Source organism: Streptomyces sp. SP17BM10 (assembly GCF_036322405.1).
In the GTDB taxonomy this organism is placed as follows: domain Bacteria; phylum Actinomycetota; class Actinomycetes; order Streptomycetales; family Streptomycetaceae; genus Kitasatospora.
Map to the genome: position 1 here is coordinate 151,103 of NZ_JAQYXB010000669.1, position 24,145 is coordinate 175,247.

The 24,145-nt window shown below is 73.1% G+C and carries 22 protein-coding genes; 14 read left to right on the forward strand and 8 right to left on the reverse strand.

Features of this window, described 5'->3' with window-relative positions; translation table 11 throughout:
- Positions 1-210: 210 nt before the first annotated feature.
- The 3 genes from PUR71_RS33780 to PUR71_RS33790 all read right to left on the reverse strand — a co-directional run bounded on the left by PUR71_RS33780 (position 211) and on the right by PUR71_RS33790 (position 2,161).
- Positions 211-786: a TerD family protein gene (locus tag PUR71_RS33780; protein ID WP_329931031.1), complete on the reverse strand. Its 576-nt coding sequence runs from the start codon at positions 784-786 to the stop codon at positions 211-213.
- Between the two features lie 181 nt (positions 787-967).
- Positions 968-1,426, reverse strand: coding sequence for a peroxiredoxin (locus PUR71_RS33785; RefSeq protein WP_329931032.1), 459 nt, complete (start codon positions 1,424-1,426; stop codon positions 968-970).
- A gap of 294 nt (positions 1,427-1,720) precedes the next feature.
- A complete protein-coding gene (locus PUR71_RS33790; protein ID WP_329931033.1) occupies positions 1,721-2,161 on the reverse strand; it encodes a DUF3052 domain-containing protein in 441 nt (146 codons plus the stop codon).
- A 516-nt stretch (positions 2,162-2,677) separates the two neighbouring features.
- Here PUR71_RS33790 and aceE point away from each other — a divergent pair.
- Entirely contained in the window at positions 2,678-5,428 is a 2,751-nt protein-coding gene (aceE, locus tag PUR71_RS33795) for a pyruvate dehydrogenase (acetyl-transferring), homodimeric type (protein WP_329931034.1), read from the forward strand.
- 130 nt (positions 5,429-5,558) lie between these two features.
- Here the strand turns inward: aceE and PUR71_RS33800 are convergent, their stop codons facing one another.
- Positions 5,559-7,163: an MFS transporter gene (locus PUR71_RS33800; RefSeq protein WP_329931035.1), complete on the reverse strand. Its 1,605-nt coding sequence runs from the start codon at positions 7,161-7,163 to the stop codon at positions 5,559-5,561.
- Between the two features lie 227 nt (positions 7,164-7,390).
- On the opposite strand from PUR71_RS33800, the gene PUR71_RS33805 reads away from it, so the two are divergent.
- The 7 genes from PUR71_RS33805 to PUR71_RS33835 all read left to right on the forward strand — a co-directional run bounded on the left by PUR71_RS33805 (position 7,391) and on the right by PUR71_RS33835 (position 14,579).
- A complete protein-coding gene (locus tag PUR71_RS33805; RefSeq protein WP_329931036.1) occupies positions 7,391-8,086 on the forward strand; it encodes a TetR family transcriptional regulator in 696 nt (231 codons plus the stop codon).
- A gap of 138 nt (positions 8,087-8,224) precedes the next feature.
- On the forward strand, positions 8,225-9,526 hold the full coding sequence (locus tag PUR71_RS33810) for a sensor histidine kinase (protein WP_329931037.1): 1,302 nt from the start codon (positions 8,225-8,227) through the stop codon (positions 9,524-9,526).
- Positions 9,523-10,212, forward strand: coding sequence for a response regulator transcription factor (locus PUR71_RS33815; RefSeq protein ID WP_329931038.1), 690 nt, complete (start codon positions 9,523-9,525; stop codon positions 10,210-10,212). The genes PUR71_RS33810 and PUR71_RS33815 overlap by 4 nt, the downstream gene beginning before the upstream one ends.
- A gap of 117 nt (positions 10,213-10,329) precedes the next feature.
- Positions 10,330-11,451 carry an alpha/beta hydrolase gene (locus PUR71_RS33820; protein ID WP_329931039.1) on the forward strand — a complete coding sequence of 374 codons (1,122 nt, stop codon included), beginning with the start codon at positions 10,330-10,332 and terminating at the stop codon, positions 11,449-11,451.
- Positions 11,452-11,487: 36 nt separating this feature from the next.
- On the forward strand, positions 11,488-12,717 hold the full coding sequence (locus tag PUR71_RS33825) for an acyltransferase family protein (protein ID WP_329931040.1): 1,230 nt from the start codon (positions 11,488-11,490) through the stop codon (positions 12,715-12,717).
- An 88-nt stretch (positions 12,718-12,805) separates the two neighbouring features.
- Positions 12,806-13,150 (forward strand): MmcQ/YjbR family DNA-binding protein, encoded by a 345-nt coding sequence (locus PUR71_RS33830; protein ID WP_329931041.1) that lies wholly within the window; start codon positions 12,806-12,808, stop codon positions 13,148-13,150.
- 211 nt (positions 13,151-13,361) lie between these two features.
- The gene (locus PUR71_RS33835) at positions 13,362-14,579 is read left to right on the forward strand and encodes an alpha/beta hydrolase (protein WP_329931042.1); all 1,218 of its coding nucleotides are present in this window, start codon (positions 13,362-13,364) and stop codon (positions 14,577-14,579) included.
- A gap of 142 nt (positions 14,580-14,721) precedes the next feature.
- Here PUR71_RS33835 and PUR71_RS33840 read toward each other — a convergent pair whose 3' ends face one another.
- Entirely contained in the window at positions 14,722-15,735 is a 1,014-nt protein-coding gene (locus PUR71_RS33840; protein ID WP_329931043.1) for an aldo/keto reductase, read from the reverse strand.
- Positions 15,732-16,235 carry a MerR family transcriptional regulator gene (locus PUR71_RS33845; RefSeq protein WP_329931044.1) on the reverse strand — a complete coding sequence of 168 codons (504 nt, stop codon included), beginning with the start codon at positions 16,233-16,235 and terminating at the stop codon, positions 15,732-15,734. The genes PUR71_RS33840 and PUR71_RS33845 overlap by 4 nt, the downstream gene beginning before the upstream one ends.
- A gap of 118 nt (positions 16,236-16,353) precedes the next feature.
- Between PUR71_RS33845 and PUR71_RS33850 the strand changes: the two genes are divergently transcribed.
- The gene (locus tag PUR71_RS33850) at positions 16,354-17,196 is read left to right on the forward strand and encodes a serine hydrolase domain-containing protein (protein ID WP_329931045.1); all 843 of its coding nucleotides are present in this window, start codon (positions 16,354-16,356) and stop codon (positions 17,194-17,196) included.
- A gap of 1 nt (position 17,197) precedes the next feature.
- Here the strand turns inward: PUR71_RS33850 and PUR71_RS33855 are convergent, their stop codons facing one another.
- Positions 17,198-17,974 (reverse strand): pirin family protein, encoded by a 777-nt coding sequence (locus tag PUR71_RS33855; protein ID WP_329931046.1) that lies wholly within the window; start codon positions 17,972-17,974, stop codon positions 17,198-17,200.
- A gap of 206 nt (positions 17,975-18,180) precedes the next feature.
- On the opposite strand from PUR71_RS33855, the gene PUR71_RS33860 reads away from it, so the two are divergent.
- The 5 genes from PUR71_RS33860 to fabF all read left to right on the forward strand — a co-directional run bounded on the left by PUR71_RS33860 (position 18,181) and on the right by fabF (position 23,290).
- A complete protein-coding gene (locus PUR71_RS33860; RefSeq protein ID WP_329931208.1) occupies positions 18,181-19,377 on the forward strand; it encodes a PucR family transcriptional regulator in 1,197 nt (398 codons plus the stop codon).
- A 90-nt stretch (positions 19,378-19,467) separates the two neighbouring features.
- On the forward strand, positions 19,468-20,418 hold the full coding sequence (locus PUR71_RS33865) for an ACP S-malonyltransferase (RefSeq protein ID WP_329931047.1): 951 nt from the start codon (positions 19,468-19,470) through the stop codon (positions 20,416-20,418).
- 150 nt (positions 20,419-20,568) lie between these two features.
- Positions 20,569-21,600: a beta-ketoacyl-ACP synthase III gene (locus tag PUR71_RS33870; protein ID WP_329931048.1), complete on the forward strand. Its 1,032-nt coding sequence runs from the start codon at positions 20,569-20,571 to the stop codon at positions 21,598-21,600.
- Between the two features lie 82 nt (positions 21,601-21,682).
- The gene (locus tag PUR71_RS33875; protein ID WP_329931049.1) at positions 21,683-21,925 is read left to right on the forward strand and encodes an acyl carrier protein; all 243 of its coding nucleotides are present in this window, start codon (positions 21,683-21,685) and stop codon (positions 21,923-21,925) included.
- Positions 21,926-22,021: 96 nt separating this feature from the next.
- Positions 22,022-23,290, forward strand: coding sequence for a beta-ketoacyl-ACP synthase II (fabF, locus tag PUR71_RS33880; RefSeq protein ID WP_329931050.1), 1,269 nt, complete (start codon positions 22,022-22,024; stop codon positions 23,288-23,290).
- Positions 23,291-23,367: 77 nt separating this feature from the next.
- On the opposite strand, the gene PUR71_RS33885 is transcribed toward fabF, so the two are convergent.
- The gene (locus tag PUR71_RS33885) at positions 23,368-23,862 is read right to left on the reverse strand and encodes a DUF3145 domain-containing protein (RefSeq protein WP_329931051.1); all 495 of its coding nucleotides are present in this window, start codon (positions 23,860-23,862) and stop codon (positions 23,368-23,370) included.
- Positions 23,863-24,145: the final 283 nt, after the last annotated feature.

A 24,145-nucleotide genomic window follows, 5' to 3' on the forward strand; every position in this document is an offset into this window, starting at 1 on the left:
CCGGGGCACGTGTTCGGCGCGACGTTCCAGGTTTAGTCGCCCGAGGCCCCGGCCGGCCCCCTCGAGCCGCCTGAACTTCCTGAACTCACATCCTCGCAGCGCCCGCGGACAGCACGAAGCCGGGGCCGCCGCGGACCAACAGGTCCACGACGGCCCCGCCCGGGTGACGCGGTGCCGGGGCGCCGCGCGCCCCGCCGGACGAACGACGGATCAGACGTTGACGCCGAAGTCCTGGGCGATGCCGCGCAGGCCGGAGGCGTAACCCTGGCCGATGGCCCGGAACTTCCACTCGCCGCCGGCCCGGTACAGCTCGCCGAAGACCATGGCGGTCTCGGTCGAGGCGTCCTCGGAGAGGTCGTAGCGGGCGAGCTCCTTGTTGTCGGCCTGGTTGACGACGCGGATGAACGCGTTGCGCACCTGGCCGAAGCTCTGCGAGCGGGTCTCGGCGTCGTAGATCGAGACCGGGAAGACGATCTTCTGGACGTCGGCCGGGACGGCGGCCAGGTTGACCTTGATCGCCTCGTCGTCGCCCTCGCCCTCACCCGTGCGGTTGTCGCCGGTGTGCTCGACCGAGCCGTCCGGGCTGCGCAGGTTGTTGAAGAAGACGAAGTTGCCGTCGGTGGTCACCTTGCCGAGGTCGTTGCAGAGCAGCGCACTGGCGTCCAGGTCGAAGTCCGTGCCGGTGGTGGTCCGGACGTCCCAGCCCAGGCCGACGACGACGGCCGCGAGGCCCGGGGCCTCCTTGGTGAGCGAGACGTTGCCGCCCTTGCTGAGGCTGACTCCCACGTGTCCTCCAAGAATCGGGAGGCACGCGCGGCGCGCCCCCGGTGGTGCGGTGCGGGGCACGAGCCGGCCTGGCGGCCTCCGCGCCCCACCCGATCAACGGACCGAGCGTAGTTCGAAGTTCCCCCCGCCGACCCCACGACGCACCCGCGACCAGCCCGCGGCGGACCCCGGACCGCGCCCGTCAGAGCGAGGCGAGGACCCGCAGGTACTCCTGCTCGTCCCGGGCGTCCGGGAGGCCGTTCACGACGCTCCAGCGGACCGTACCGGTCCGGTCGATCACGAACGTGCCGCGCAGGGCGCAGCCCTTCTCCTCGTCGAGGACGCCGTAGGCGCGGGCCACCTCGCCGTGCGGCCAGAAGTCGGCGAGCAGCGGGAAGTCCAGGCCCTCCCGGTCGGCGAAGACGCGTTGGGAGAACTGCGAGTCGACGGAGATCCCGAGCACCTGGACGGCGTCGTTCTGCAGGCGCGGCAGTTCCTTCTGGATCGCGCCGAGCTCGCCGGTGCAGACCCCGGTGAAGGCGAACGGGTAGAAGACCAGGACGACGGCCTTCTCGCCGCGGAAGTCCGAGAGCGCGACCGACTCGCCGTGCTGGGTCCTGAGCTCGAAGTCCGGGGCCTCGGTGCCGACCTCGACGGCCATGGTGGGACCTTTCTGACGGGCGGGCGCCGCCCGCCGGGCGCGGCGGGCCACCACATCCTCGCATCCGTTCGGGTGCGTTCCGCCGGACGGGTGACGGCGGGCCGCCGGACGGCCGACGGCTTTCGCCCTGGGCGAACGCCTCCCCCGGCGCGGCGCGGGCCCGGGGCCGGGGCCGGGGCCGGGGGCCGGGGGCCGGAAGACCGAAGGACCGGAAGGAAAAAGGCCGGGCCCCGCCGGAGGAGTTCCGACGGGGCCCGGCCGGGGCTCTTCAGCGGCCCGGGGCTCGGTGCGCGGTCAGCGCTTGCCGCCCGCCTTCGGGGCGGACTTGGTCGCCAGGCGGGTGGCCGCCCAGTCCTTGGCGACGGCGATGGAGCTGGTCTGCGACAGGCCGGCGGTCTTGGCCGCGTCGGCGATGTCCGAGGCCTCGATGTGGCCGGCGCGGCCGGTCTTGGGCGTCAGCAGCCAGATGAGGCCACCCTCGGCCAGGTACTCCAGGGCGTCGACGAGGGCGTCGGTGAGGTCCCCGTCGTCGTCGCGGTGCCACAGCAGGACGGCGTCGGCGACGTCGTCGTAGTCCTCGTCGACGAGATCCGTCCCGGTGATCTCCTCGATGCCCTCGCGGAGATCCTGGTCAGTGTCTTCGTCGTACCCCAGCTCCTGAACGATCTGGCCCTCCTCGAAGTTGAGACGGGCCGCCGGGTTGGACTTGTCCGCGGGGTCCGCGGTCGCGCTCACGGGAATAACCTCCAGTATTCGGCTCGGCGTCCATGCCGAGGCTGTGGCCGTAGTCCACACGGGCGCGGCGGTTCGCGCAAGTACCCGACCCCCGATCCCCTCCAAAGGTTGACGTGTCGCAGCGGGACACGCCGGTCGAGGTGTCGGGAATCACATCGATTTGCCCTTCTCCGCATGGGACAAGGATGCTTCGGGTGGTCCCGGCCCACAGGCCGTACGCATGCCCGAGATGCGAACGGCATTCGGGTCCGCGCGTGCGCGGGCGTAGAGTCTCCTGTTGGCCCTCACCCCGGCCGCCCGCCATCGGGCGGACGGGAAACCAGGTCGGACCACCTCTGTTCGTAACACCCGGAGGTGCGCGGCGCAGGCGAAGACGCCTGGACCGCTCACCGCCAGACCGTCCCGCCCACCAGGCGGAACGGTTACCGATCGGTAGAGATGACGGATCTCCGAGCGCGGTAGCACGATGGAGGCGGCGCGACACACCTAAGTTTCGACCGACAGTGAAGGAACAGCGTGGCTTCCGGATCCGATCGCAACCCGATCATCATTGGCGGCCTTCCGAGTCAGGTCCCGGACTTCGATCCCGAGGAGACCGCGGAATGGCTGGAGTCGCTTGACGCGGCCATCGACGAGCGGGGGCGCGAGCGTGCCCGTTACCTGATGCTCCGCCTGATCGAGCGCGCCCGCGAGAAGCGTGTCGCCGTGCCCGAGATGCGCAGCACGGACTACGTCAACACCATCGCGACCAAGGACGAGCCGTTCTTCCCCGGCAACGAGGAGATCGAGCGCAAGATCCTGAACGCGACCCGCTGGAACGCGGCCGTCATGGTCTCCCGGGCCCAGCGCCCCGGCATCGGCGTGGGCGGCCACATCGCCACCTTCGCCTCCTCCGCGTCGCTCTACGACGTCGGCTTCAACTACTTCTTCCGCGGCAAGGACGCCGAGGGCGAGTCCGGCGACCAGATCTTCTTCCAGGGCCACGCCTCCCCCGGCATCTACGCCCGCGCCTTCCTCCTGGACCGACTCACCGAGCAGCAGCTCGACGCGTTCCGCCAGGAGAAGTCGAAGGCCCCCTACGGCCTGTCCAGCTACCCGCACCCGCGGCTGATGCCGGACTTCTGGGAGTTCCCGACCGTCTCGATGGGCCTCGGCCCCCTCGGCGCGATCTACCAGGCCCGGATGAACCGCTACCTGGAGCACCGCGGCATCAAGGACACCTCCGACTCGCAGGTGTACGCCTTCCTCGGCGACGGCGAGATGGACGAGCCCGAGTCGCTGGGCCAGCTCTCCCTGGCCGCGCGCGAGGGCCTGGACAACCTGACCTTCGTGGTCAACTGCAACCTGCAGCGCCTGGACGGCCCGGTCCGCGGCAACGGCAAGATCATCCAGGAGCTGGAGTCCCAGTTCCGGGGCGCCGGCTGGAACGTGATCAAGCTGGTCTGGGACCGCAGCTGGGACCCGCTGCTCGCGCAGGACCGCGACGGCGTCCTGGTCAACAAGCTGAACACCACGGTGGACGGCCAGTTCCAGACCTACGCCACCGAGACCGGCCAGTACATCCGCGAGCACTTCTTCGGCTCGGACCTGCGCCTGCGCAAGATGGTCGAGAACATGACCGACCAGCAGATCCAGCACCTGGGTCGCGGCGGCCACGACCACAAGAAGATCTACGCGGCGTTCAAGGCGGCCCGCGAGCACAAGGGCCAGCCGACGGTCATCCTGGCCCAGACGGTCAAGGGCTGGACGCTCGGTCCCAACTTCGAGGGCCGCAACGCCACCCACCAGATGAAGAAGCTGACGGTCGAGGACCTGAAGCGCTTCCGCGACCGGCTGCACCTGCCGATCACCGACAAGCAGCTCGACGAGGGCTACCCGCCCTACTACCACCCGGGCCGCAACTCGGAAGAGATCCAGTACATGCACGACCGCCGCCAGGAGCTCGGCGGCTACGTGCCCACCCGCAAGGTGCGCCCGCGCCGGCTGGAGCTGCCCGGCGACGACGCCTACAAGGCGGTCAAGAAGGGGTCCGGCAACCAGACCATCGCCACCACCATGGCGTTCGTCCGGGTGCTGAAGGACCTCATGCGGGACAAGGGCATCGGCAACCGCTTCGTGCCGATCGCGCCCGACGAGTACCGCACCTTCGGCATGGACTCGCTCTTCCCGTCGGCGAAGATCTACAACCCGCTCGGCCAGACCTACGAGTCGGTCGACCGCGACCTGCTCCTGGCCTACAAGGAGTCGCCGACCGGCCAGATGCTGCACGACGGCATCTCCGAGGCCGGCTGCACCGCCTCGCTGATCGCCGCCGGTTCGTCCTACGCGACCCACGGCGAGCCGCTGATCCCGGTCTACGTCTTCTACTCGATGTTCGGGTTCCAGCGCACCGGCGACCAGTTCTGGCAGATGGCCGACCAGCTGGCCCGCGGCTTCGTGATCGGCGCCACCGCCGGCCGCACCACGCTCACCGGCGAGGGCCTGCAGCACGCCGACGGCCACTCGCAGCTGCTGGCCTCCACCAACCCTGGCGTGGTCGCGTACGACCCGGCGTACGGCTTCGAGATCGCGCACATCGTCCAGGACGGTCTGCGCCGGATGTACGGCACCAGTGCCGAGCACCCGCACGGCGAGGACGTGTTCTACTACCTCACCGTCTACAACGAGCCGATCAAGATGCCGGCCGAGCCCGAGAACGTGGACGTCGAGGGCATCCTCAAGGGCCTGCACAAGTACGCGCCGGCCACCGCCGGCCAGATCCCGGCCCAGATCCTCGCCTCCGGCGTGGCGGTGCCGTGGGCCCTGGAGGCCCAGCGCATCCTCGCCGAGGAGTGGAACGTCAAGGCCGACGTGTGGTCCGCGACCTCCTGGAACGAGCTGCGCCGCGACGCGGTGGAGGCCGAGGAGTTCAACCTGCTGCACCCCGAGGAGCAGCAGCGCGTCCCGTACGTCACCCAGAAGCTCCAGGGCTCCGAGGGTCCGTTCGTCGCCGTGTCCGACTGGATGCGCGCCGTGCCGGACCAGATCTCGCGCTGGGTGCCGGGCCAGTGGCAGTCGCTGGGTGCCGACGGCTTCGGCTTCGCCGACACCCGTGGCGCCGCCCGCCGCTTCTTCCACATCGACGCGCAGTCGGTCGTCCTGGCGGTGCTCACCGAGCTCGCCAAGCAGGGCAAGATCGACCGCAGCGCGCTGAAGGAGGCGGTGGACCGCTACCAGCTGCTCGACGTGACCGCGGCCGACCCGGGTGCCGCCGGCGGCGACGCCTGACAGCCCGCTGCCAGCGCCGAAGGGCCGGACCTCCCAGGTCCGGCCCTTCGTTCGTTCCATCGCAGCTCCGGACACGCGCACGGCCCCGGACTCCGCCGGGTCCGGGGCCGTGCGCACGGGCGCGCGATACTCAGATGTGCACGGCCGGGCCCGCGTCGTTGGCGCCGCGGCGGGTGAGCAGGCCGAGCAGGGCGGCGCCGAAGGCCACCACCGAGGCCACCGCGAAGGCGAGCGACATGCCGCTCACGAAGGAGTGGTGGACCGCGTCGGCCATGCCGTCCACGACCTGCTGCGGGGTGCCGGGCGGGGCCGGCGGGGCGATGCCGAGCTGAGCGGCCTGCTTGAGGCCCTCGGCCTGCGGGCCCTCGACCGGCGGCAGGCCGGCCCTCGCCCAGTTGCCGGGCAGCACGTCCCCGACCTTGGCGGCCATCAGCGCGCCCAGCACGGCGGTGCCGAGGCTGCCGCCGACCTGCATCGCGGCCTGCTGGAGGCCGCCGGCCACGCCGGACAGCTCCAGCGGGGCGTTGCCGACGATCACCTCGGTGGCGCCGACCATGACCGGGCTGATGCCGAGGCCCATCAGGACGAACCACAGCGACATCACGCCGGTGCCGGAGCCGGTGTCCAGGGTGGACATGCCGAACATCGCGGCGGTGGTGATCAGCATGCCGGCCACGATCGGGACGCGCGGGCCGAGCTTGCCGATCGCGATGCCCGCGATCGGCGAGCCGACGATCATCATGCCGGTCATCGGCAGCAGGTGGACGCCCGCCTGGACCGGCGTCATCCCGTGCACGTTCTGCAGGTAGAAGGTGACGAAGAAGATCGCGCCGAAGAACGCGAAGGCCATCAGCACCATCAGCAGCGTGCCCGCCGACAGCGGCACCGAGCGGAACAGGCCGAGCGGGATCAGCGGCTCCCTCGCCTTGCCCTGCCAGAGCGCGAACACCACCATCAGCACGACCGCGCCGCCGAGGAGAAGCAGCGTGGACGGGTCGCCCCAGCCCCATTCGGGGGCCTTGATGATGCCGAAGACGAGGGCGAACATCGCCACCGACAGCAGCGCGATGCCGGGCACGTCGAAGGACTTGGCGGCGTTCTCCGCGCGGACGTCGCGCAGCACCAGCAGGCCGAGGACGAGCGCGATCAGGCCGACCGGGATGTTGATGAAGAACACCGACTCCCAGCTGACGTGCTCGACCAGCAGGCCGCCGACGATCGGGCCGGCCGCGGTGGAGGCGCCGATCACGCCGCCCCAGATGCCGATCGCCATGTTGAGCTTCTCGGCCGGGAAGGCCCCGCGCAGCAGGCCGAGCGCGGCCGGCTGGAGCAGCGCGCCGAACAGGCCCTGCAGGACGCGGAAGGCGATCACGGTCCGGATGTTGCCGGCGAAGCCGATCGCGGCCGAGGTGGCGGCGAAGCCGACCGCGCCGACGAGGAACGTCGTCTTGTGCCCGAAGCGGTCGCCGATCTTGCCGGCGGTGATCAGGAAGACGGCCAGCGCGAGCAGGTAGCCGCTGGTCACCCACTGGATCTCGGAAGGCGCGGCCTTCAGCTTCTCCTGGATGACCGGGTTGGCGATCGCGACGATCGTGCCGTCGAGGGCGACCATCATCACGCCGACCGCGACGGTCAGCAGGGTCAGCCACGGGTGACCCTTGATCCCACCCCCCGGCGGTGCCGAGCGCTGCGGCGGGTCGTCCGCCCTGGCGTTGTTGACGACGGACTGGCTCATCGGGGCCCTCCACGGGGCGTGTGCGCGGACGAAACCGCATGAACAGGGGCGTGGCGCCCCGGCCCACCCGTCCCCACGAGCTGCCCGGCCCGACGGGCGCCACTTCCGGCAGATTATGTCAGCCACTGACAATCGGCAAAGGCTGACTTCTGGCCAGTGCTGCCATTTGTCAGGCCGCTAAGGTTGACCTCCCACCCCGACCGCACCCGCGCCCGGAAGGCCCCGCCATGGCCGCTCACGCCCCCCACCCCGACGCCCCGACCGGCCCCGCGCCGATCACCCCGCTGGGTCGGGGGCCCGGACTGCGCGAGCGCAAGAAGCAGCAGACCCGCGACGCCCTCGTCCAGGCCGCCCACGTCCTCTTCCTCGGGCAGGGCTTCGCGCAGACGACCGTCGACGAGATCGCCACCGCCGTGGACGTCTCCCAGCGCACCTTCTTCCGCTACTTCGCCAACAAGGACGAGGTCGCGCTCGCCGTCATGGCCGACGCCGAGGACTACTTCATCGAGTGCCTGCGCCACCGCCCCGCCGCCGAGACCCCGCTCCAGGCGCTGCGCGCCTCGATCGTCAAGGCCTGGCGCGACCTCGGCAGCGCCGGGCGCACCGGCCCCGGCTCCATCCACAGCGCCCTCGAACTCATGCGGATGATCGAGGAGACGCCCACCCTGCTCGCCGCCCACCTGCGCCGCGTCACCGAACAGGAGCGGGTGGTGGTCCAGGTGATCGCCGAGCGCGAGGGCCTCGACCCGGCCCTGGACCTGCGCCCCACCGTCCTCGCCGCCGTCTTCGGCAGCGTGCTGCGCGCCGCCCACCTCTCCTGGACCGCCGACCAGGAACCGGCCGGCCCGGAGGGCATGATCGCCGTCATCGAGCGCCACTTCGACCAGCTCGGGCCGGCCCTCGCCGGCCACTGGCGCTCGTAGCACCCGGGCGTCGTACCGGGGTCCGGGGTCCGGGGTGCAGAGTGCAGCGTGCACAGCCCGGAGTCATACCGGGGTACCAGACGAAATCCGGCCCTCCGGTCCGACGCCACCCGCGCCGCCCGCCCCTACGCTGGCCGGATGATCGCCCCGCCCACCGGGAAGCCCCGCCGGCCGTCCCCGCGCGCGCTGTTCGCGGCACTGCTGAGCCCGTCCACCGACCACACGCCGCTACTGGCGCAGTCGCGCCGGCCGTGGCTGCGCTACCTGCCGTACGTCCTCGCACTGGCCGCGATCGCCGCGCTGCTGCCCAGCTCGATCAACGTGCTCGCCAACGACTACGGGATCGACGTCGGGCTCGCCGCCGCCCTCGCCGTCGCGCAGACCGCTCCGCTGCTCCTGGCGCCCGCCCGGCCGCTGCCCGCCTGGTGGATGGTCGGGCTGACCAACCTCCTGACGTCCGCGCTGGTCCTCGCCACGGCCACCAAGACCACGCCGGTCTTCCCCTGGCCGGCCACCAGCCTGGTCGGGTACCTGCTCCTCATGCTGCCGCTCGCCCTCCGCGAGGCGCGCCGCACCCTGGTCGCGGTGTGGCTGGCCACCACCGTCGTGAGCCTCGTGTTCTCCGTGCTCGGCGCGGTGCGCGACTGGGGCGGGGACAACAGCCTGCTGGCGATCGCCCTCAGCGGCGCGGTCCTGATCCTCGGCGGCGCCCTGCGGGAACGCGCCGAGGCCCGCCGGCTGCTCACCGAGCAGGAGCACATCAGCGAGGCCGAGCGCGAGCGCCGCACACTGCTGGAGGAGCGCACCAGGATCGCCCGCGAGCTGCACGACGTGGTGGCGCACCACATGTCGGTGATCGCCGTGCAGGCGGCCAGCGCGCCGTACCGGATCGGCGGCGTCCCGGACGAGGCCGTCGAGGAGTTCACCGCGATCGCCGGCACCGCGCGCGAGTCGCTCGCCGAAATGCGGCGCCTGCTGGGGGTGTTGCGCAGCGAGGAGAACGGGGCCGAGACGGCGCCGCAGCCGGGCGTGGAGCAACTCGGCCAGCTGGTCGAGACGGTGGCGCGGGCCGGGGTGCCGGCCGGGCTGACGGTGGATGCGGGCCTGGCCGAGCGGGTGCCGCAGGCCGTCGCCCTGTCCGCGTACCGGATCGTCCAGGAGGCGCTGGCCAACGTCGTCCGGCACGCGCCCGGCGCGCGGGCCTGGGTGTCGCTCACGGCCGACGGCCCGGAGCTGCTGGTCACCGTGGTGAACGCACCGCCGCCCGAGCGCCGCGAGTCGCTGGAGGCCTCGGCCGAGGGCACCGGGCAGGGGCTGGTCGGAATGCGCGAACGCGTCCGGCTCCTGGATGGCAGGCTGGACACCGGCCCGCTGCCGGACGGCGGCTTCAAGGTGGCCGCCGCCCTGCCCCTCGACCCCGCCCGGGAGACACCCGCATGACCATCCGCGTGATCATCGTCGACGACCAGGCCATGGTGCGGGCCGGCTTCGCCGCGCTGCTGAACGCCCAGAGCGACATCGACGTGGTGGGGGACGCGGCGGACGGCGCGCAGGCCCTGGAGGTCAGCGGCCGCACCCACCCGGACGTCGTCCTGATGGACGTCCGGATGCCCGGCATGGACGGCCTGGAAGCCGCCCGGCGGCTGCTCGCCCCGGCGGCCGATGGCCGGCCAGGGGGCGGCGCCCACCGGCCCAAGGTGCTGATGCTGACCACCTTCGACGTGGACGACTACGTGTACGAGGCGCTGCGCGCCGGGGCGAGCGGCTTCCTGCTGAAGGACGCCCCGCCGGCCGACCTGATCGCCGCCGTCCGCGTCGTCGCGGCCGGCGAGGCGCTGCTCGCGCCCTCGGTGACGCGCCGCCTGATCGAGGACTTCGCCCGCACCCGCCCGGCCCGGCGGCGCGACCCCAGGGTGCGGCTCAACGGGCTGACCCCGCGCGAGACCGAGGTGCTGGAGCTGATCGCCCGCGGCCTGTCCAACCAGGAGATCGCCGGCCGCCTGGTGCTGGCCGAGCAGACGGTCAAGACGCACATCGGCCGGATCCTCGCCAAGCTCGATCTGCGCGACCGCGCCCAGGCGGTCGTCCTCGCCTACGAGTCGGGACTCGTGACCCCCGGCGAGTAGCAGGTGATACCCGGGTAGCACCCGGGACTTGGCCCCGCGGTGTGACGTCCGCGGGGCCTTTCCGTTCCTACCTTCCTCTCCGTCGCCAGTGAGCAACGGACAAGGGAGTGCGGGAAGATGGGAAAGTTTCGGGCCAGGCGGGCGTTCGCCGCCGCCGCGGTCGCCCTCGCGGCGGTCCTCGGCGCGGGCGGCTGGGCCGCCGACACGCAGCAGGCCGTCACCGGGCCCCCGCCCGGCAGCGCCGCGTGGACGGCCGACACCGCGCTCGGCCTCCGGCTGCCCGACCCGGCCACCGCCGACCCGGCCGAAGTCGCCGCTTTCTTCTCCGGGCTGACGCCCGCCCAGAGCGGGGAACTCGCCGCCCGGCACCCGCTGGTGGTCGGCAACCTGGACGGCGTCCCGGTCCGACTCCGGTACCGCGCCAACGCCCTGGCCCTCGCCGGCGAGCGCGACCGGGAGGCCGCCCGAGGCGCCGACCCGGCGCTCACCCCGCGGGACCAGGCCGCCGCCCGCACCCGCGCCGAGCGCTACCGCACCCTGCTCGACGGCGGACGACAGGTCCTCGCCTTCGACCCGCGCGGCCGCGGCCAGATCGCCGAGGTCTACGGCGACCTGGCCACCGCCCGCCGCACCGCCGTCGTCGTCCCCGGCTCCGACATCGACCTGCTGAGCTTCGACCGCGCCGCCGACCCGTACGGCACCCCCGCCGGCATGGCTCGGTCCTTGTACGAGGCCACCGGCCGCACGAGCGCCGTCATCGCCTGGGCCGGCTACACCACCCCGGTCGGCCTCGGCCTGGACGCCGCCACCGAGGACCTGGCCCGCGCCGGCGCCGGCCGGCTGACCCGGCTGCTCGACGGACTCGCCGTCAGCACCCGCCCCGAGGCCCCGGCCACCGTCTTCTGCCACAGCTACGGCTCGGTCGTCTGCGGCCTGGCCCGCCCGGGCCCCGCACAGGCCTCCGGCGTGGTGGTGCTCGGCTCACCCGGCATGGGCGTCGGCTCGGCCGCCGACCTCGACCCGCGCGTCCCGCTCTGGGCCACCGCCCGCAACGGCTCCGACTGGATCGGCCGGGTGCCCGACGTCTCGCTGTTCGGCCTCGGCCACGGCGCCGACCCGACCGGCCCGGACTTCGGCGCCCGCCCCGTGCCGTCCACCGGCTCGCACGGCCACACCGGCTACTTCGCCCCCGGCACCGCCTCCCTCGCCGCCTACGCCGCCCTCGCCCAGGGCCGCTGACCGCCCGGCCGCCCCGACCAGAACAGGAGCACCGCCATGGCCCACCCGCTCACCGCCCTGCACCGCGCCGCCCACGAGGTCGACGCCCGCACCCCCGCCCACCGCGACCGCGCCCTCGACGGCCTGCGCGCCCTCGCCCTGCTCGCCGTCCCGCTCGGGCACTGGATGCTCGGCGGCTTCACCCGCGACCCCGACGGCACCCTGCACAACGCCAGCCCCCTCTCCTCCCTCGGCGGCTTCGCACCGGTCAGCTGGGTGCTGCAGATGCTGGGGGTGTTCTTCCTGGTCGGCGGCCACTCCTCGGTCCACTCGCTGGACCGCGCCCGCGCCAGGGGCGTGACGTACGGCGGCTGGCTGCGCGCCCGGACGGTCCGGCTGCTGCGCCCGGTGCTCGGCGTGACCGCGGTGTGGGCGGCGCTGATCCCGGTGCTGCCCCGGCTCGGCGTCCCGGCCGGCACCGTCCGCACCGGCGCGACGCTGGTGGTGCAGCCGCTCTGGTACATCGCCGTCTACCTCGGGGCGACGGCGCTCACCCCGGTCTGCCTGGCCGCCGCCCGCCGGCTCGGCGCGTGGTCGGCGGGGCTCCTGGTGGCCGTCGTCGCCGTGGTGGACGCGCTGCGGTACGGGCCGTGGGCGGAGGCGGTGCCGTCCTGGGTCGGGCTGGTCAACATCCTGCCGGGCTGGCTGTTCGGCTACCAGCTCGGCGTGCTGTGGGCGCGCGGCGGGCTCGACCGCCGAGCCGCGCGGGTCCTGCTGGGCGGGGGCGCCGCGCTGTTCACCGCGCTGCTGCTGGTGTTCCACTACCCGGCGAGCATGGTCGGCGTGCCCGGCGTCGAGCGGACCAACTCGCACCCGCCGTCCCTGCTGGTCCTCGCCCTGGCCGCGGCGCAGTGCGGCGCGGCGGTGCTGCTGCGGGAGCGCCTGGGCCGGCTGCTGACCCGCCGTCCGCTGCTGTGGCTGCCGGTGGTCGTGGTCAACCTGTCGGCGATGACGGTCTTCTGCTGGCACCAGAGCGCGATGCTCGCCGTGGCCGTGCCCGGCGCCGCCGGCCTCGGCACCGTCCCCGGGCTGACCACCGCGCCGGACTCGCTCGCCTGGGTGGCCGCCCGGCTGGCGCTGCTGCCGCTGTTCGCGGCCGCGCTGGTGGCGGTCGGCTGGTTCGCCCGGCGGTTCGACGCACCGTGGACGGCCCTCTCCCGCCCCTGGAAGGCGGCGGCCGGAGCCGGGGCGGCCCTGTTCGCCGCCTACGCGCTGGGCGTGGTGTGACGCCGTCCGCCCCAACCGCCACACGCCCCCGGAGCGCCTCGGCGCGCACTGGGGGCGCGTTGTCGGCGGCGTGCCCTAACCTGCCGTCATGGTGACGTTCGACGAGTTCCGCGCGATGGCCCTGGCCCTCCCGGAGGCCGCGCAGGAGCCGACGTGGGAGATCGAGACGCTGCGGGTGCGGGCCAAGATCTTCGCGATGGGCTCGCCCGAGGGCGAGCGCGTCACCGTCAAGGCCGGCCCCGAGGACCAGGCCGAGCTGCTGGCCGCCGAGCCCGAGGTGTTCTCGTCCGCCCCCTACGTCGGCCGGCACGGCTGGGTGAGCGTCCGGCTGGACCTCGTCGACCCGGAGGAACTCCGCGACCTGGTCACCGAGGCCTGGCGGCGCACCGCGCCCAAGCGGCTGGTCCGGGAGTTCGACGAGCAGGCGAGGTGACGCCGGGGACGGAACGGCCCGCGGCCCGGCGGGGCGGTCCGAACCACGGAAGACGCGAACCGGACACCCCCGGTTCATGTGATCCATCCCACAGTTTGGGCGTGTCCGTCACCCTCCTGTGACCTCTACGCTTACGCAGGGAAGTTCGCAGTCTGACGCACCCCTCGGGCCCCGCCCAGGACATGGTGACGGGCCCAAGGGAGTTGGTGCGGTGCGCAACCGTCGACGCTGGAAGCGTGTACTGATCGGGGCGTTCGCGGGCTTCGCGGTCCTGGCCGACGCCGGCGCCTCGGCCGCCGCGGCCGCCGCCTCCACCGAGCAGCTGGCGATCAGCACGCCCCCGGCCGGCAGCACCGCCTGGCTCCAGGACCACTCCTTCGGCCGCGGCCTGCCCGACCCGGCCACCACCACCCCGGCCGCCGCAGCCGAGTTCTTCGCCTCGCTGGCGCCCACCGAGCTCGACCGGCTGATCCGGCAGTACCCGCTGGTCGTCGGCAACTTCGACGGCGCCCCGCTCGACCTGCGCTACCGCGCCAACCGGATCGCCCTCGCCGCCGAGCGCGACGCCGCCCGCGCCCGCGCCGACGACCCCAAGCTCGACTCCGACGCCCGCGCGCTGGCCGTCTCCCGCGCCAACGACGTCGAGCACCTGCTCGCCCCCGACCGCCAGGTCCTCGCCTTCGATCCGCGCGGGCGCGGGCTGGTCACCGAGGTGTGGGGCGACCTCGCCGACGCCGAGCGGGTCTCCGTCCTGGTGCCCGGCTCCGACGCCGACCTCGGCCACTTCGACCAGGCCGCCGACCCGCTGCGCTCCCCCGCCGGCATGGCCCGCGCCCTGTACGCCGAGGAGCAGAAGCAGGCCCCGAAGACCCGCACCGCGGTGATCGCCTGGACCGGCTACGTCACGCCCTCCGGCCTCGGCCCGGACGCCGTCACCTCCCGCCTCGCCGACATCGGCGCGCCCCGGCTGCAGCGCCTGCTCGCCGGGCTCAAGGAGACCACCCGCCCGGACGCGCCGCCGTCCCTGCTCTGCCACTCCTACGGGTCCGTGGTCTGCGGCGACGCCGCCCCCGAGATCCCGCGCGCCGCGGCCTCGCCGTCCGACACCTCCGGCGTCACCGACATGATGGTGTTCGGCAGCCCCGGCATGGGCGTGCAGAGCACCGGCGAGCTCGGCACCGGCGTCAAGGTGTGGGCCACCCGCAACCCCAGCGACTGGATCGGCAACGTCCCGTACCTGGAGGTGGGTGGTCTCGGCCACGGCGCCGACCCGACGTCCTCCGGCTTCGGCGCCGAGGAGATCTCCTCGGCCCGCGCGGCCGGCCACAACGGCTACTTCGCCGAGGGCACCGACAGCCTGCACAACTTCGCGGCGATCTCGCTCGGCCACTACCAGGACGTCGTGCTCCGGCCGCAGTCCGGCTCCTGATCCCCGCGGCCCGGGAGGACCCTGGTCAGCCAGGGAGGACCCTGGTCGGCCCGGAACAGCCGGCGCCCGCCGTTCGGGTCGGCCACCAGGCACCGGAGCGCGGCCCGGCTCACCGGGCCGGGCCCGCCCGGTCCCGGGGCCGTTACTCTCGCTCGACCTGCGTGTTCGCCATGCTCGGGTACCGGTCCCCGGCCACCTGGCCGGCCACCGGCTCCAGCAGCGCCAGCTCGGCGGCGGTCAGCTCCAGCGTCGCGGCGGCGGTGTTCTCCGCGAGCCGGGTGCGCTTGCGGGTGCCCGGGATCGGCACGACGGTGAGCCCGTGCACCTGCGCCCGCTGGTGCACCCAGGCCAGCGCGACCTGGGCCGCCGTGGCCCCGCGGTCCGCCGCGATCCGCCGCACCGGCTCCAGCAGGGCGTCGTTGGCCTTCGCGTTGGCACCGGTGAAGCGCGGCTGGGTGCGCCGGAAGTCGTCCGCCGGGAGCTGCTCGGCGTCCTGGAAGGAGCCGGTCAGGAAGCCCCGGCCGAGGGGCGAGTACGGCACGAACGCGACGCCCAGGTCGGCCGCGGCCGGCACCACCGAGCGCTCGACGTCGCGGGAGAACACCGACCACTCGGACTGCACGGCGGCGATCGGGTGGACGGCGTGCGCCTCGCGCAGCTCGGCCCCGGTCACCTCGGAGAGCCCGAGGTGGCGGACCTTGCCGGCCCGCACCAACTCGGCCATGGCGCCCACGGATTCGGCGAGCGGCACGTCCGGGTTGCGCCGGTGCATGTAGTAGAGGTCGATGACGTCCACGCCCAGTCGGCGCAGCGAGGCGTCGATCGCGGTCCGGATGTACTCCGGGTCGTTGCGGACGGCCCGGTAGCCCGGGTCCTGCGCCCTGCGCTCGATGGCGAACTTGGTGGCGATCACCACCCGGTCGCGGTTGGCCCGGACGAACGGGCCGATCAGCTCCTCGTTGTGGCCGGAGCCGTACATGTCGGCCGTGTCGAACAGGGTGACGCCGGCCTCCAGGGCGGCGTCCAGGGTGGCCAGCGACTCGGTCGTGTCGGTCGGGCCGTAGAACTCGCTCATGCCCATGCAGCCGAGGCCCTGGACACCGACGAGCGGGCCGTCGGCGCCGAGTCGGGCGGTGGGGAGTGCGGGGTGCGTCATGCTCGCTGCTCTTCCTCTGCTCGGTGGTACTGGCACTGGACGGGGGCGCCGTTGGCGTCGGCGATCCTCCCCGCGTAGAGATCGATCTTGTAGTCGAGGACGGCCAGGGTGGCCTGGAGGTCGGCGATCCGCTGCCGGACCTCCTCGCGCTGGGTCTCCAGCAGCTGCCGCCGGCCCTCGTACGTCCGCTCGCCCTCGCGGGCCATGTCGACGTACCTGAGCATGTCCGCCACCGACATGCCGGTCAGCCGCAGCCGGCCGAGGAAGGCCAGCCGGTGCAGGTCGGCGTCGCAGTAGCGGCGCTGGCCGCCGACCGCGCGGTCGACCGGGTCGAGCAGGCCGATCCGCTCGTACCAGCGCAGGGTGTGCGTGGTCAGTCCGCTGGCCGCGGAGACCTCGCTGATGGTGTGGCGCGGAGTCCGGTCCGGATCGCCGACCGGCCGGTGGAACACCTCGGAACAGCTCCGCAGATCGACCTCGACGGGCGCGAGTGTGGCCATGATCGATACCCCCTGTGCCGTGATGGTCACGACGCTACCTAGTTGGAGTGCACTCCAAGCAAGCCCCACATCCGGGTGGTTCCGCCACCCGGTTTCGGGCCCGGTTAGAGTCGGGCGCATGGAGAGCTTGCGGATGATCGAGAACTGGCCCGTCCCCCACGCCGCCGCGGCGGTCGTCCGGGGCTCGGACGGAGCGGTGCTGGGCTCGCACGGGCCGCAGCGGCACCTGTTCCCGCTCGCGTCGGTGACCAAGCTGCTCACCTCCTACGCCGCGCTGGTCGCCGTCGAGGAGGGCGTCTTCGAGCTCGACGACCCGGCCGGCCCGGCCGGGTCGACCGTCCGCCACCTGCTCGCCCACACCTCGGGCCTCGGCTTCGACGAGGACCGGGTGTTCGGCGATCCGGGCAAGCGCCGCCTCTACTCCAACGCCGGCTTCGACGCGCTGGCGGGCGCCCTCGCCACGGCCGCCGGGATCGAGTTCTCCCGCTACGTCGCCGAGGCCGTGTTCGAGCCGCTGGGCATGCACGACACCCTGATCAACACCGCCCACAAGTCCCCGGCCGGCGCCGGCGGACTGTCCACGCTCGCCGACCTCACCCGGTTCGCCGCCGAGCTGCAGTCCCCCAAGCTGCTCGACCCGTCCACCGTCCACCGGGCCACCCGCGAGGTCGCCTTCCCCGGCACCAGCGGCGTGCTGCCCGGCTTCGGGCACCAGCGCCCCAACGACTGGGGCCTGGGCTTCGAGATCCGCGACGGCAAGTCACCGCACTGGACGGGCACCGCCAACTCCCCCGCGACCTTCGGCCACTTCGGCCAGTCCGGCACCTTCCTGTGGGTCGACCCGGCGGCGGGGGCCGCCTGCATCGCCCTCACCGACCGGGACTTCGGCCCCTGGGCGGCCGAGGTCTGGCCGCAGCTGTCCGACGCGGTGCTCGCCGAGCTGCCGGGGCTGCCCGGCTGAGTCAGCCGTACGAGACCGGCGAGTGCATCTCCCACAGCAGGAGTTCGGCGCCGGTCTCGCCGGCCGACGGGTCCGCGAACGCGTCACCGGTGATCCGCACGCTGTCCCCCGGCACCATCGAACGCCCCTCGCCCTTCGGGCCCGGCACCGTCCGGTAGCCCAGCGCACCGGACGTCAGGTGCGCGTAGCGCCAAGCGGCGACGGGCAGCGGGGGCAGCGGCTGCCACGGCCCGGCGGTCGCCAGCCAGAGCGCGGCGTCACCGCGCCGCAGCCGCAGGACGTCCGCCCCGGCGTCGCGCTCCAGCCCGGAGGCCAGCAGCGTCAACCCGCCCGCGGCCGCCTCCACCCGGCGCAGCCCGTACGCCGGGGGCGCGTCGAACACGTCCGGCTGGAGCCACATCTGGACGAACCGGACCGGGCCCTCGGCACCGCCGACGTTGCGCTCTGTGTGGGTCACGCCCGAGCCCGCGCTCAGGTGCTGGATCATCCCCGGGCGCACCACGCCGCTGTGGCCGTGCGAGTCCCGGTGGGCCAGCGCGCCCTCCAGGACCCACGTCAGGATCTCGGTGTCCCGGTGCTTGTGCTCCTCGAACCCGGCCCCGGGGGCCAGGAGTTCCTCGTTGCAGGCGAGCAGCGCGCCGAAGTGCGTGTTCTTCGGGTCGTAGTGCCCGGAGAAGGAGAACGCGTGCCTGGTCTCGACGCCCTCGGCCGGGGTGGAGACGTAGCGCTCGGCGGTGCGGCGGTGGTCCGCGCGGGGGCGGGCGGGGGCGTCGGTCACGGCCCCACCGTAACCGGTGTGACCGGTGCCACCGCGGCGCTCCGCCGGGGGGTGTGCACGAGCAGTGACCCGCGTGAGGCAGTCTTGTCCTTGTGCCAGCCGCTTCCTCAGACGCCACCAGCGCCCCCACCGAGAATCCCGCGCCGGACGGGAAGGCCCCGGCCGCCGCACCGGGCCGCCACCGCCCCGGCCGCTCCGCGCCGCGCCTGACCCCGCAGGAGCGCAGAAACGCCGCCGACCGCGCCGAGCGCCGGGCCGCGACCCTCAAGCGGCTGGAGAAGTCCTCGGGGAAGCTGGCCAGCGCCGCGATCGCGCGGATGGACGACCAGCTCGGCTGGTACCGGCGGATGCCGCCGGAGCACCGCTCCTGGATCGGCCTGGTCGCCCAGGCGGGCATCGCCGCCTTCACCGAGTGGTACCGCCAGCCGGAGGCCGCGCAGGCGATCTCCACCGACGTCTTCGGCACCGCGCCCCGCGAGCTGACCAGGGCGATCACGCTGCGCCAGACCGTCGAGCTGATCCGCACCACGATCGAGGTGATGGAGGAGGCCATCGAGGAGGTGGCCGCCCCCGGCGACGAGGCGGACATGCGCGAGTCCGTGCTGGTCTACGCCCGGGAGATCGCCTTCGCCACCGCCCAGGTCTACGCCCAGGCGGCCGAGGCGCGCGGCGCCTGGGACGCCCGGCTGGAGGCGCTGGTCGTCAACTCGCTGCTCTCCGGCGACGCGGACGAGGGAGTGCTCTCGCGCGCCGCGGCGCTCGGCTGGGGCCAGCCGAGCCAGGTGCGCGTGGTGATGGGCAGCGCACCGGACGGCGACAGCGAGCTGGTCGTCGAGGCGATCCGCCGGGCCGCCCGCTACGCCAAGCTGAACGTGCTGACCGGCGTCCTGGGCAAGCGCCTGGTGGTCGTGGTCGGCGGCGACAAGGAACCGGTGCACGCCGCCCGCGCCCTGATCGGCCAGTTCGCGCCGGGCCCGGTGGTGGTCGGCCCGACCGTGCCCGACCTGCTCTCGGCCACCCGTTCGGCGCACGCCGCCGCGGCCGGCCTGCGGGCCTGCGCCGCCTGGCCGGACGCCCCCCGCCCGGTCCTGGCCGACGACCTGCTGCCCGAACGCGCGCTCGCCGGCGACGAGGCGGCCCGCCGCCAGCTGGTGGAGGAGATCTACACACCGCTCGACGAGGCGGGCTCGGCACTGCTGGAGACACTGAGCGTCTACCTGGAGCAGGCCTCCTCACTGGAGGGCGCGGCCCGGATGCTCTTCGTCCACCCGAACACGGTGCGCTACCGGCTCCGACGTGTGACCGACGTCACGGGCTACGCGCCATCGGACGTTCGATCGGCGTTCACGCTGCGGATCGCCCTGGCCCTCGGCCGACTGACGGTCGTCGGCGAGCAAGGTTGACCAGGATGTAGGGAACTTACAATCCCGGATGGTTTTCTTCGTTACCGTCGCCTACCCGCCCCCGGGCGCCTGGCGAGAGAGGGTTGAACCGTGCTCGTAATCGTCGCCCCTGGACAGGGTGCCCAGACCCCCGGTTTCCTCAGCCCCTGGCTGGAGGTCGACGGTGTCGCCGACCGCCTGCGCGGCTGGTCGGAGGTCGCCGGACTCGACCTCCTGCACGCCGGTACCGAGGCGTCCGCGGAGGAGATCAAGGACACCGCCGTCGCCCAGCCGCTGCTGGTCGCCGCCGGCCTGGTCACCGCCCGCGCGCTCTTCCCCGACGAGACCGCCGCCCGTTCCGTCGTCGGTGCCGTGGCCGGCCACAGCGTCGGTGAGATCACCGCCGCCGCGGGTGCCGGTGTGCTCGGCGCACACGACGCGCTGACCTTCGTCCGGGAGCGCAGCCGCGCCATGGCCGAGGCCGCCGCCGTCACCGAGACCGGCATGACCGCCGTCCTCGGCGGCGACCCGGACGCGGTCGCGGCCAAGCTGGCGGAGCACGGCCTGACCCCGGCCAACAACAACGGCGGCGGCCAGATCGTCGCCGCCGGCACGCTCGCCCAGCTGGAGGCACTGAAGGCGGACCCGCCGACCGGTGCCCGGCTTATCCCGCTGAAGGTGGCGGGCGCCTTCCACACCGAGCACATGGCCCCGGGCGTCGAGCGGCTGGCGAAGCTGGCCCCGACCCTGACCGTGGCCGATCCGCAGGTGCGCTACGTCTCCAACCGGGACGGCGCGGTGGTCACCTCCGGCACCGAGGTGCTGGAGCGCCTGGTGTCGCAGGTCTCCAACCCGGTCCGCTGGGACCTCTGCATGGAGACGCTGGCCGGACTGGGCGCGACCGCCGTGATCGAGCTGGCCCCCGCGGGCACGCTCACCGGCCTGGTCAAGCGCAACCTCAAGGGTGTGGCGACGCTCGCCCTCAAGACCCCCGCCGACCTCGACAAGGCCCGCGAGCTGATCGCGGAGCACGGCGGTAAGGACCAGGAGAGCATGGCATGAGCAAGCGAAGCGAGCGAATCATCGGAGGGTGCGCATCTTGCGAAGCGACCGCCGAGCGCAGCGAGGTGGCCGCATGAGCAAGCGAAGCGAGCGAATCATCGGAAGGTGCGCATCTTGCGAAGCGACCGCCGAGCGCAGCGAGGTGGCCGCATGAGCAAGCCGCAGATTCGTCCGTCGACCGGGGCGCAGTTCTCGCGGATCCACGGCGTGGGCGGTTACCGTCCCGTCCGCGTGATCCCGAACGCCGAGGTCCTGGAGTGGATCGAGTCCTCGGACGAGTGGATCCGCACCCGCAGCGGCATCGCCGAGCGCCGCTGGGCCGGCCCGGAGGAGAGCGTCGCCGAGATGTCGGTGCAGGCCGCCGGCAAGGCCATCGCCCAGGCCGGGATCGCCCCCGACCAGATCGGCGGCGTCATCGTCGCGACCGTCTCGCACCTCAAGCAGACCCCCGCCATCGCCACCGAGATCGCCGAGCGCCTGGGCTGCGGCACCGCCCCGGCCTTCGACATCTCGGCCGCCTGCGCCGGCTTCGGCTACGGCCTGGGACTGGCCGACGGCATGATCCGCGGCGGCGGCGCCGAGTACGTGCTGGTGATCGGCGTCGAGCGGCTGAGCGACATGACCGACCGGTCGGACCGCTCGACCGCGTTCATCTTCGGCGACGGCGCCGGCGCCGCGATCGTCGGCCCCTCCGACACCCCCGGCATCGGCAAGGTGATCTGGGGCTCGGACGGCTCGCAGAAGGACGTCATCTCGCAGACCCAGGCCTGGGACACCGCCTTCGCCAAGCCCGACGCCATCAACGGCGCGGGCGAGGAGTCCACGTGGCCGACCCTGCGGATGGAGGGCCAGACGGTCTTCCGCTGGGCCGTCTGGGAGATGGCCAAGGTGGCCCAGCAGGCGCTGGACGCCGCCGGGATCACAGCCGACCAGCTCGGCGCCTTCATCCCGCACCAGGCCAACATGCGCATCACCGATGCCATGATCAAGGCCCTCAAGCTGCCCGACTCGGTGCCGGTCGCCCGCGACATCACCGAGACCGGGAACACCTCCGCGGCCTCCATCCCGCTGGCGATGGAGCGCATGTTGGAGAGCGGCGAGGCCCGCAGCGGAGACCTCGCGCTGATCATCGGGTTCGGGGCGGGTCTCGTGTACGCCGCGGCAGTCGTTACGCTCCCCTAGGCGCGTTTCGCCCCACTCATCCGCCCAAGCCTGCGTCCGTCCGCCGGTCGGACGCGTTCAACACCGAAGAGGAGCAGCCAGTATGGCTACCAAGGACGAGGTCCTGGAAGGTCTCGCCGAGATCGTCAACGAGATCGCCGGCATCCCGACCGAGGACGTCCAGCTCGACAAGTCCTTCACCGATGACCTGGACGTCGACTCGCTGTCCATGGTCGAGGTCGTCGTGGCCGCCGAGGAGCGCTTCGAGGTCAAGATCCCGGACGACGAGGTCAAGAACCTGAAGACCGTCGGCGACGCCGTCGAGTACATCCTCACCAACGCCTGAGCGTTCGCGTGAACGTCGGCCGGCTCGCCCGAGCCGGCCGACCCCACCCCCCCGGCTCGCCGCCGACCCCGCACCAACGTGAGAGAAGAAGAACCAGTGACCGCTGAAAACCGTACCGTGGTCGTCACGGGTATCGGCGCCTTCACGCCGCTGGGCGGCGACGCCGCCACCACCTGGGAGAACCTGGTGGCGGGCCGTTCCGGAGTGTCGGCCCTGACCGAGGAGTGGGCCGCGGACCTGCCCGTCCGCATCGCCGCCCGCACCGCGGTCGACCCGGGCGAGATCCTGCCCCGCCCGCTGGCCCGCAAGCTGGACCGCTCCGCGCAGTTCGCGCTGATCGCCGCCCGCGAGGCCTGGGCCGACGCCGGCTACGAGACCCCGGCCACCGACGAGTCCTCCAAGCTCGCCCCCGAGCGCCTCGGCGCGGTCATCGCCTCCGGCATCGGCGGCGTGACCACCCTCCTCGACCAGTACGACGTGCTGAAGGAGAAGGGCTCCCGCAAGGTCTCCCCGCACACCGTCCCGATGCTGATGCCCAACTCCCCGGCGGCCAACGTCGGTCTGGAGGTCGGCGCCCGCGCGGGTGTGCACACCCCCGTCTCCGCCTGCGCCTCCGGCGCCGAGGCGATCGGCTACGCGATCGAGATGATCCGCAGCGGTCGCGCCGACGTCGTGGTGGCCGGCGGCACCGAGGCCGCGATCCACCCGCTGCCGATCGCCGCGTTCGCCAACATGATGGCGATGTCCAAGAACAACGACGAGCCCGAGCGCGCCTCGCGCCCGTACGACAAGGCCCGCGACGGCTTCGTGCTCGGTGAGGGCGCCGGCGTGGTCGTCCTGGAGTCGGTCGAGCACGCCGAGGCCCGCGGGGCCCGGATCTACTGCGAGGCCGTGGGCCAGGGCCTGTCCTCGGATGCCCACCACATCGCCCAGCCCGAGCCGACCGGCGCCGGCGTGGCCCGCGCGCTGGCCGACCTGTTCGAGCGCAACACCCTCGACAAGGCCGAGATCGTGCACGTCAACGCGCACGCCACCTCGACCCCGCAGGGCGACACCGCCGAGCTGAAGGCGCTGCGCAAGGAACTCGGCGAGCACCTGGACCACATCGCCGTCTCGGCCACCAAGTCGATGACCGGCCACCTGCTGGGCGGCGCCGGCGGCATCGAGACCGTCGCCACCGTGCTGGCCCTCCACAACCGGCTGGCCCCGCCGACCATCAACGTCGAGGAGCTCGACGACGACGTGGACGCGGACATCGTGCGCGACGAGGCCCGCGCGCTGCCCGGCGAGGGCCGGATCGCCGCGCTGAACAACTCGTTCGGTTTCGGCGGCCACAACGTGGTGCTGGCCTTCCGCACCCGCTGACCCGCCCGTACGGAAGGGGCCGGCGCTCACGAAGAGCGCCGGCCCCTTCCGTCGTTCTTGGACGCAGGTCCCGGAGGTCAGACCACCTGGTGCAGCCAGCGCACCGGCGCACCCTCGCCGGCGTACCGGAACGGCTCCAACTCGTCGTCCCACGGCTTGCCGAGCAGCCGGGAGATCTCGGCCTCCAGGTCGGCCCCCTCGCTGCGGGCGCGCAGCAGGACGGCGCGCAGCCGGTCCTCGGGGATCAGGATGTCCCCGTGGATGCCCGTGACGGCGTGGAAGATGCCGAGCGTGGGCGTGCTGCTGTAGCGCTCGCCCTCCGCCGTGGCGCAGGGCTCGCTGGTGACCTCGTACCGCATCAGCTGCCAGCCGCGCAGCGCGGAGGCGAGCTTCGAGGCCGTACCGGGCTCCCCCTGCCAGGAGAGCTCGGCGCGCCAGTGTCCGGGCGCGACCGGCTGGCGGATCCAGTCCAGGCTCACCCGCACACCGAGCACCCCCGCGACGGCCCACTCGACGTGCGGGCACAGCGCGCGGGGCGCGGAGTGGATGTAGAGAACTCCACGTGTCGTCACCGGGACCTCCAGGCTGTGGACGAGGGTCGCCTTCCCCAGCTGCCTCGTGCCTGCAGTTGATCCACAGTTACCCACGCTTGCCGACATTAAGTCACTAAATTGAGCAAAACGGACAGGCTTTCGCTCAATGCTAGTCGAATCCTCAACGAGGTCTACCCCTCGGCCGGATCTCTCCCCCGAACGGCCCCATCGCCAGGCGGGACCACCGTACCGCGCCGCCCCGCACGATGGATGACGCACTTTCGGATCCGGCCGGAATGCGGTAGTGCGACGCCCTCCCCTG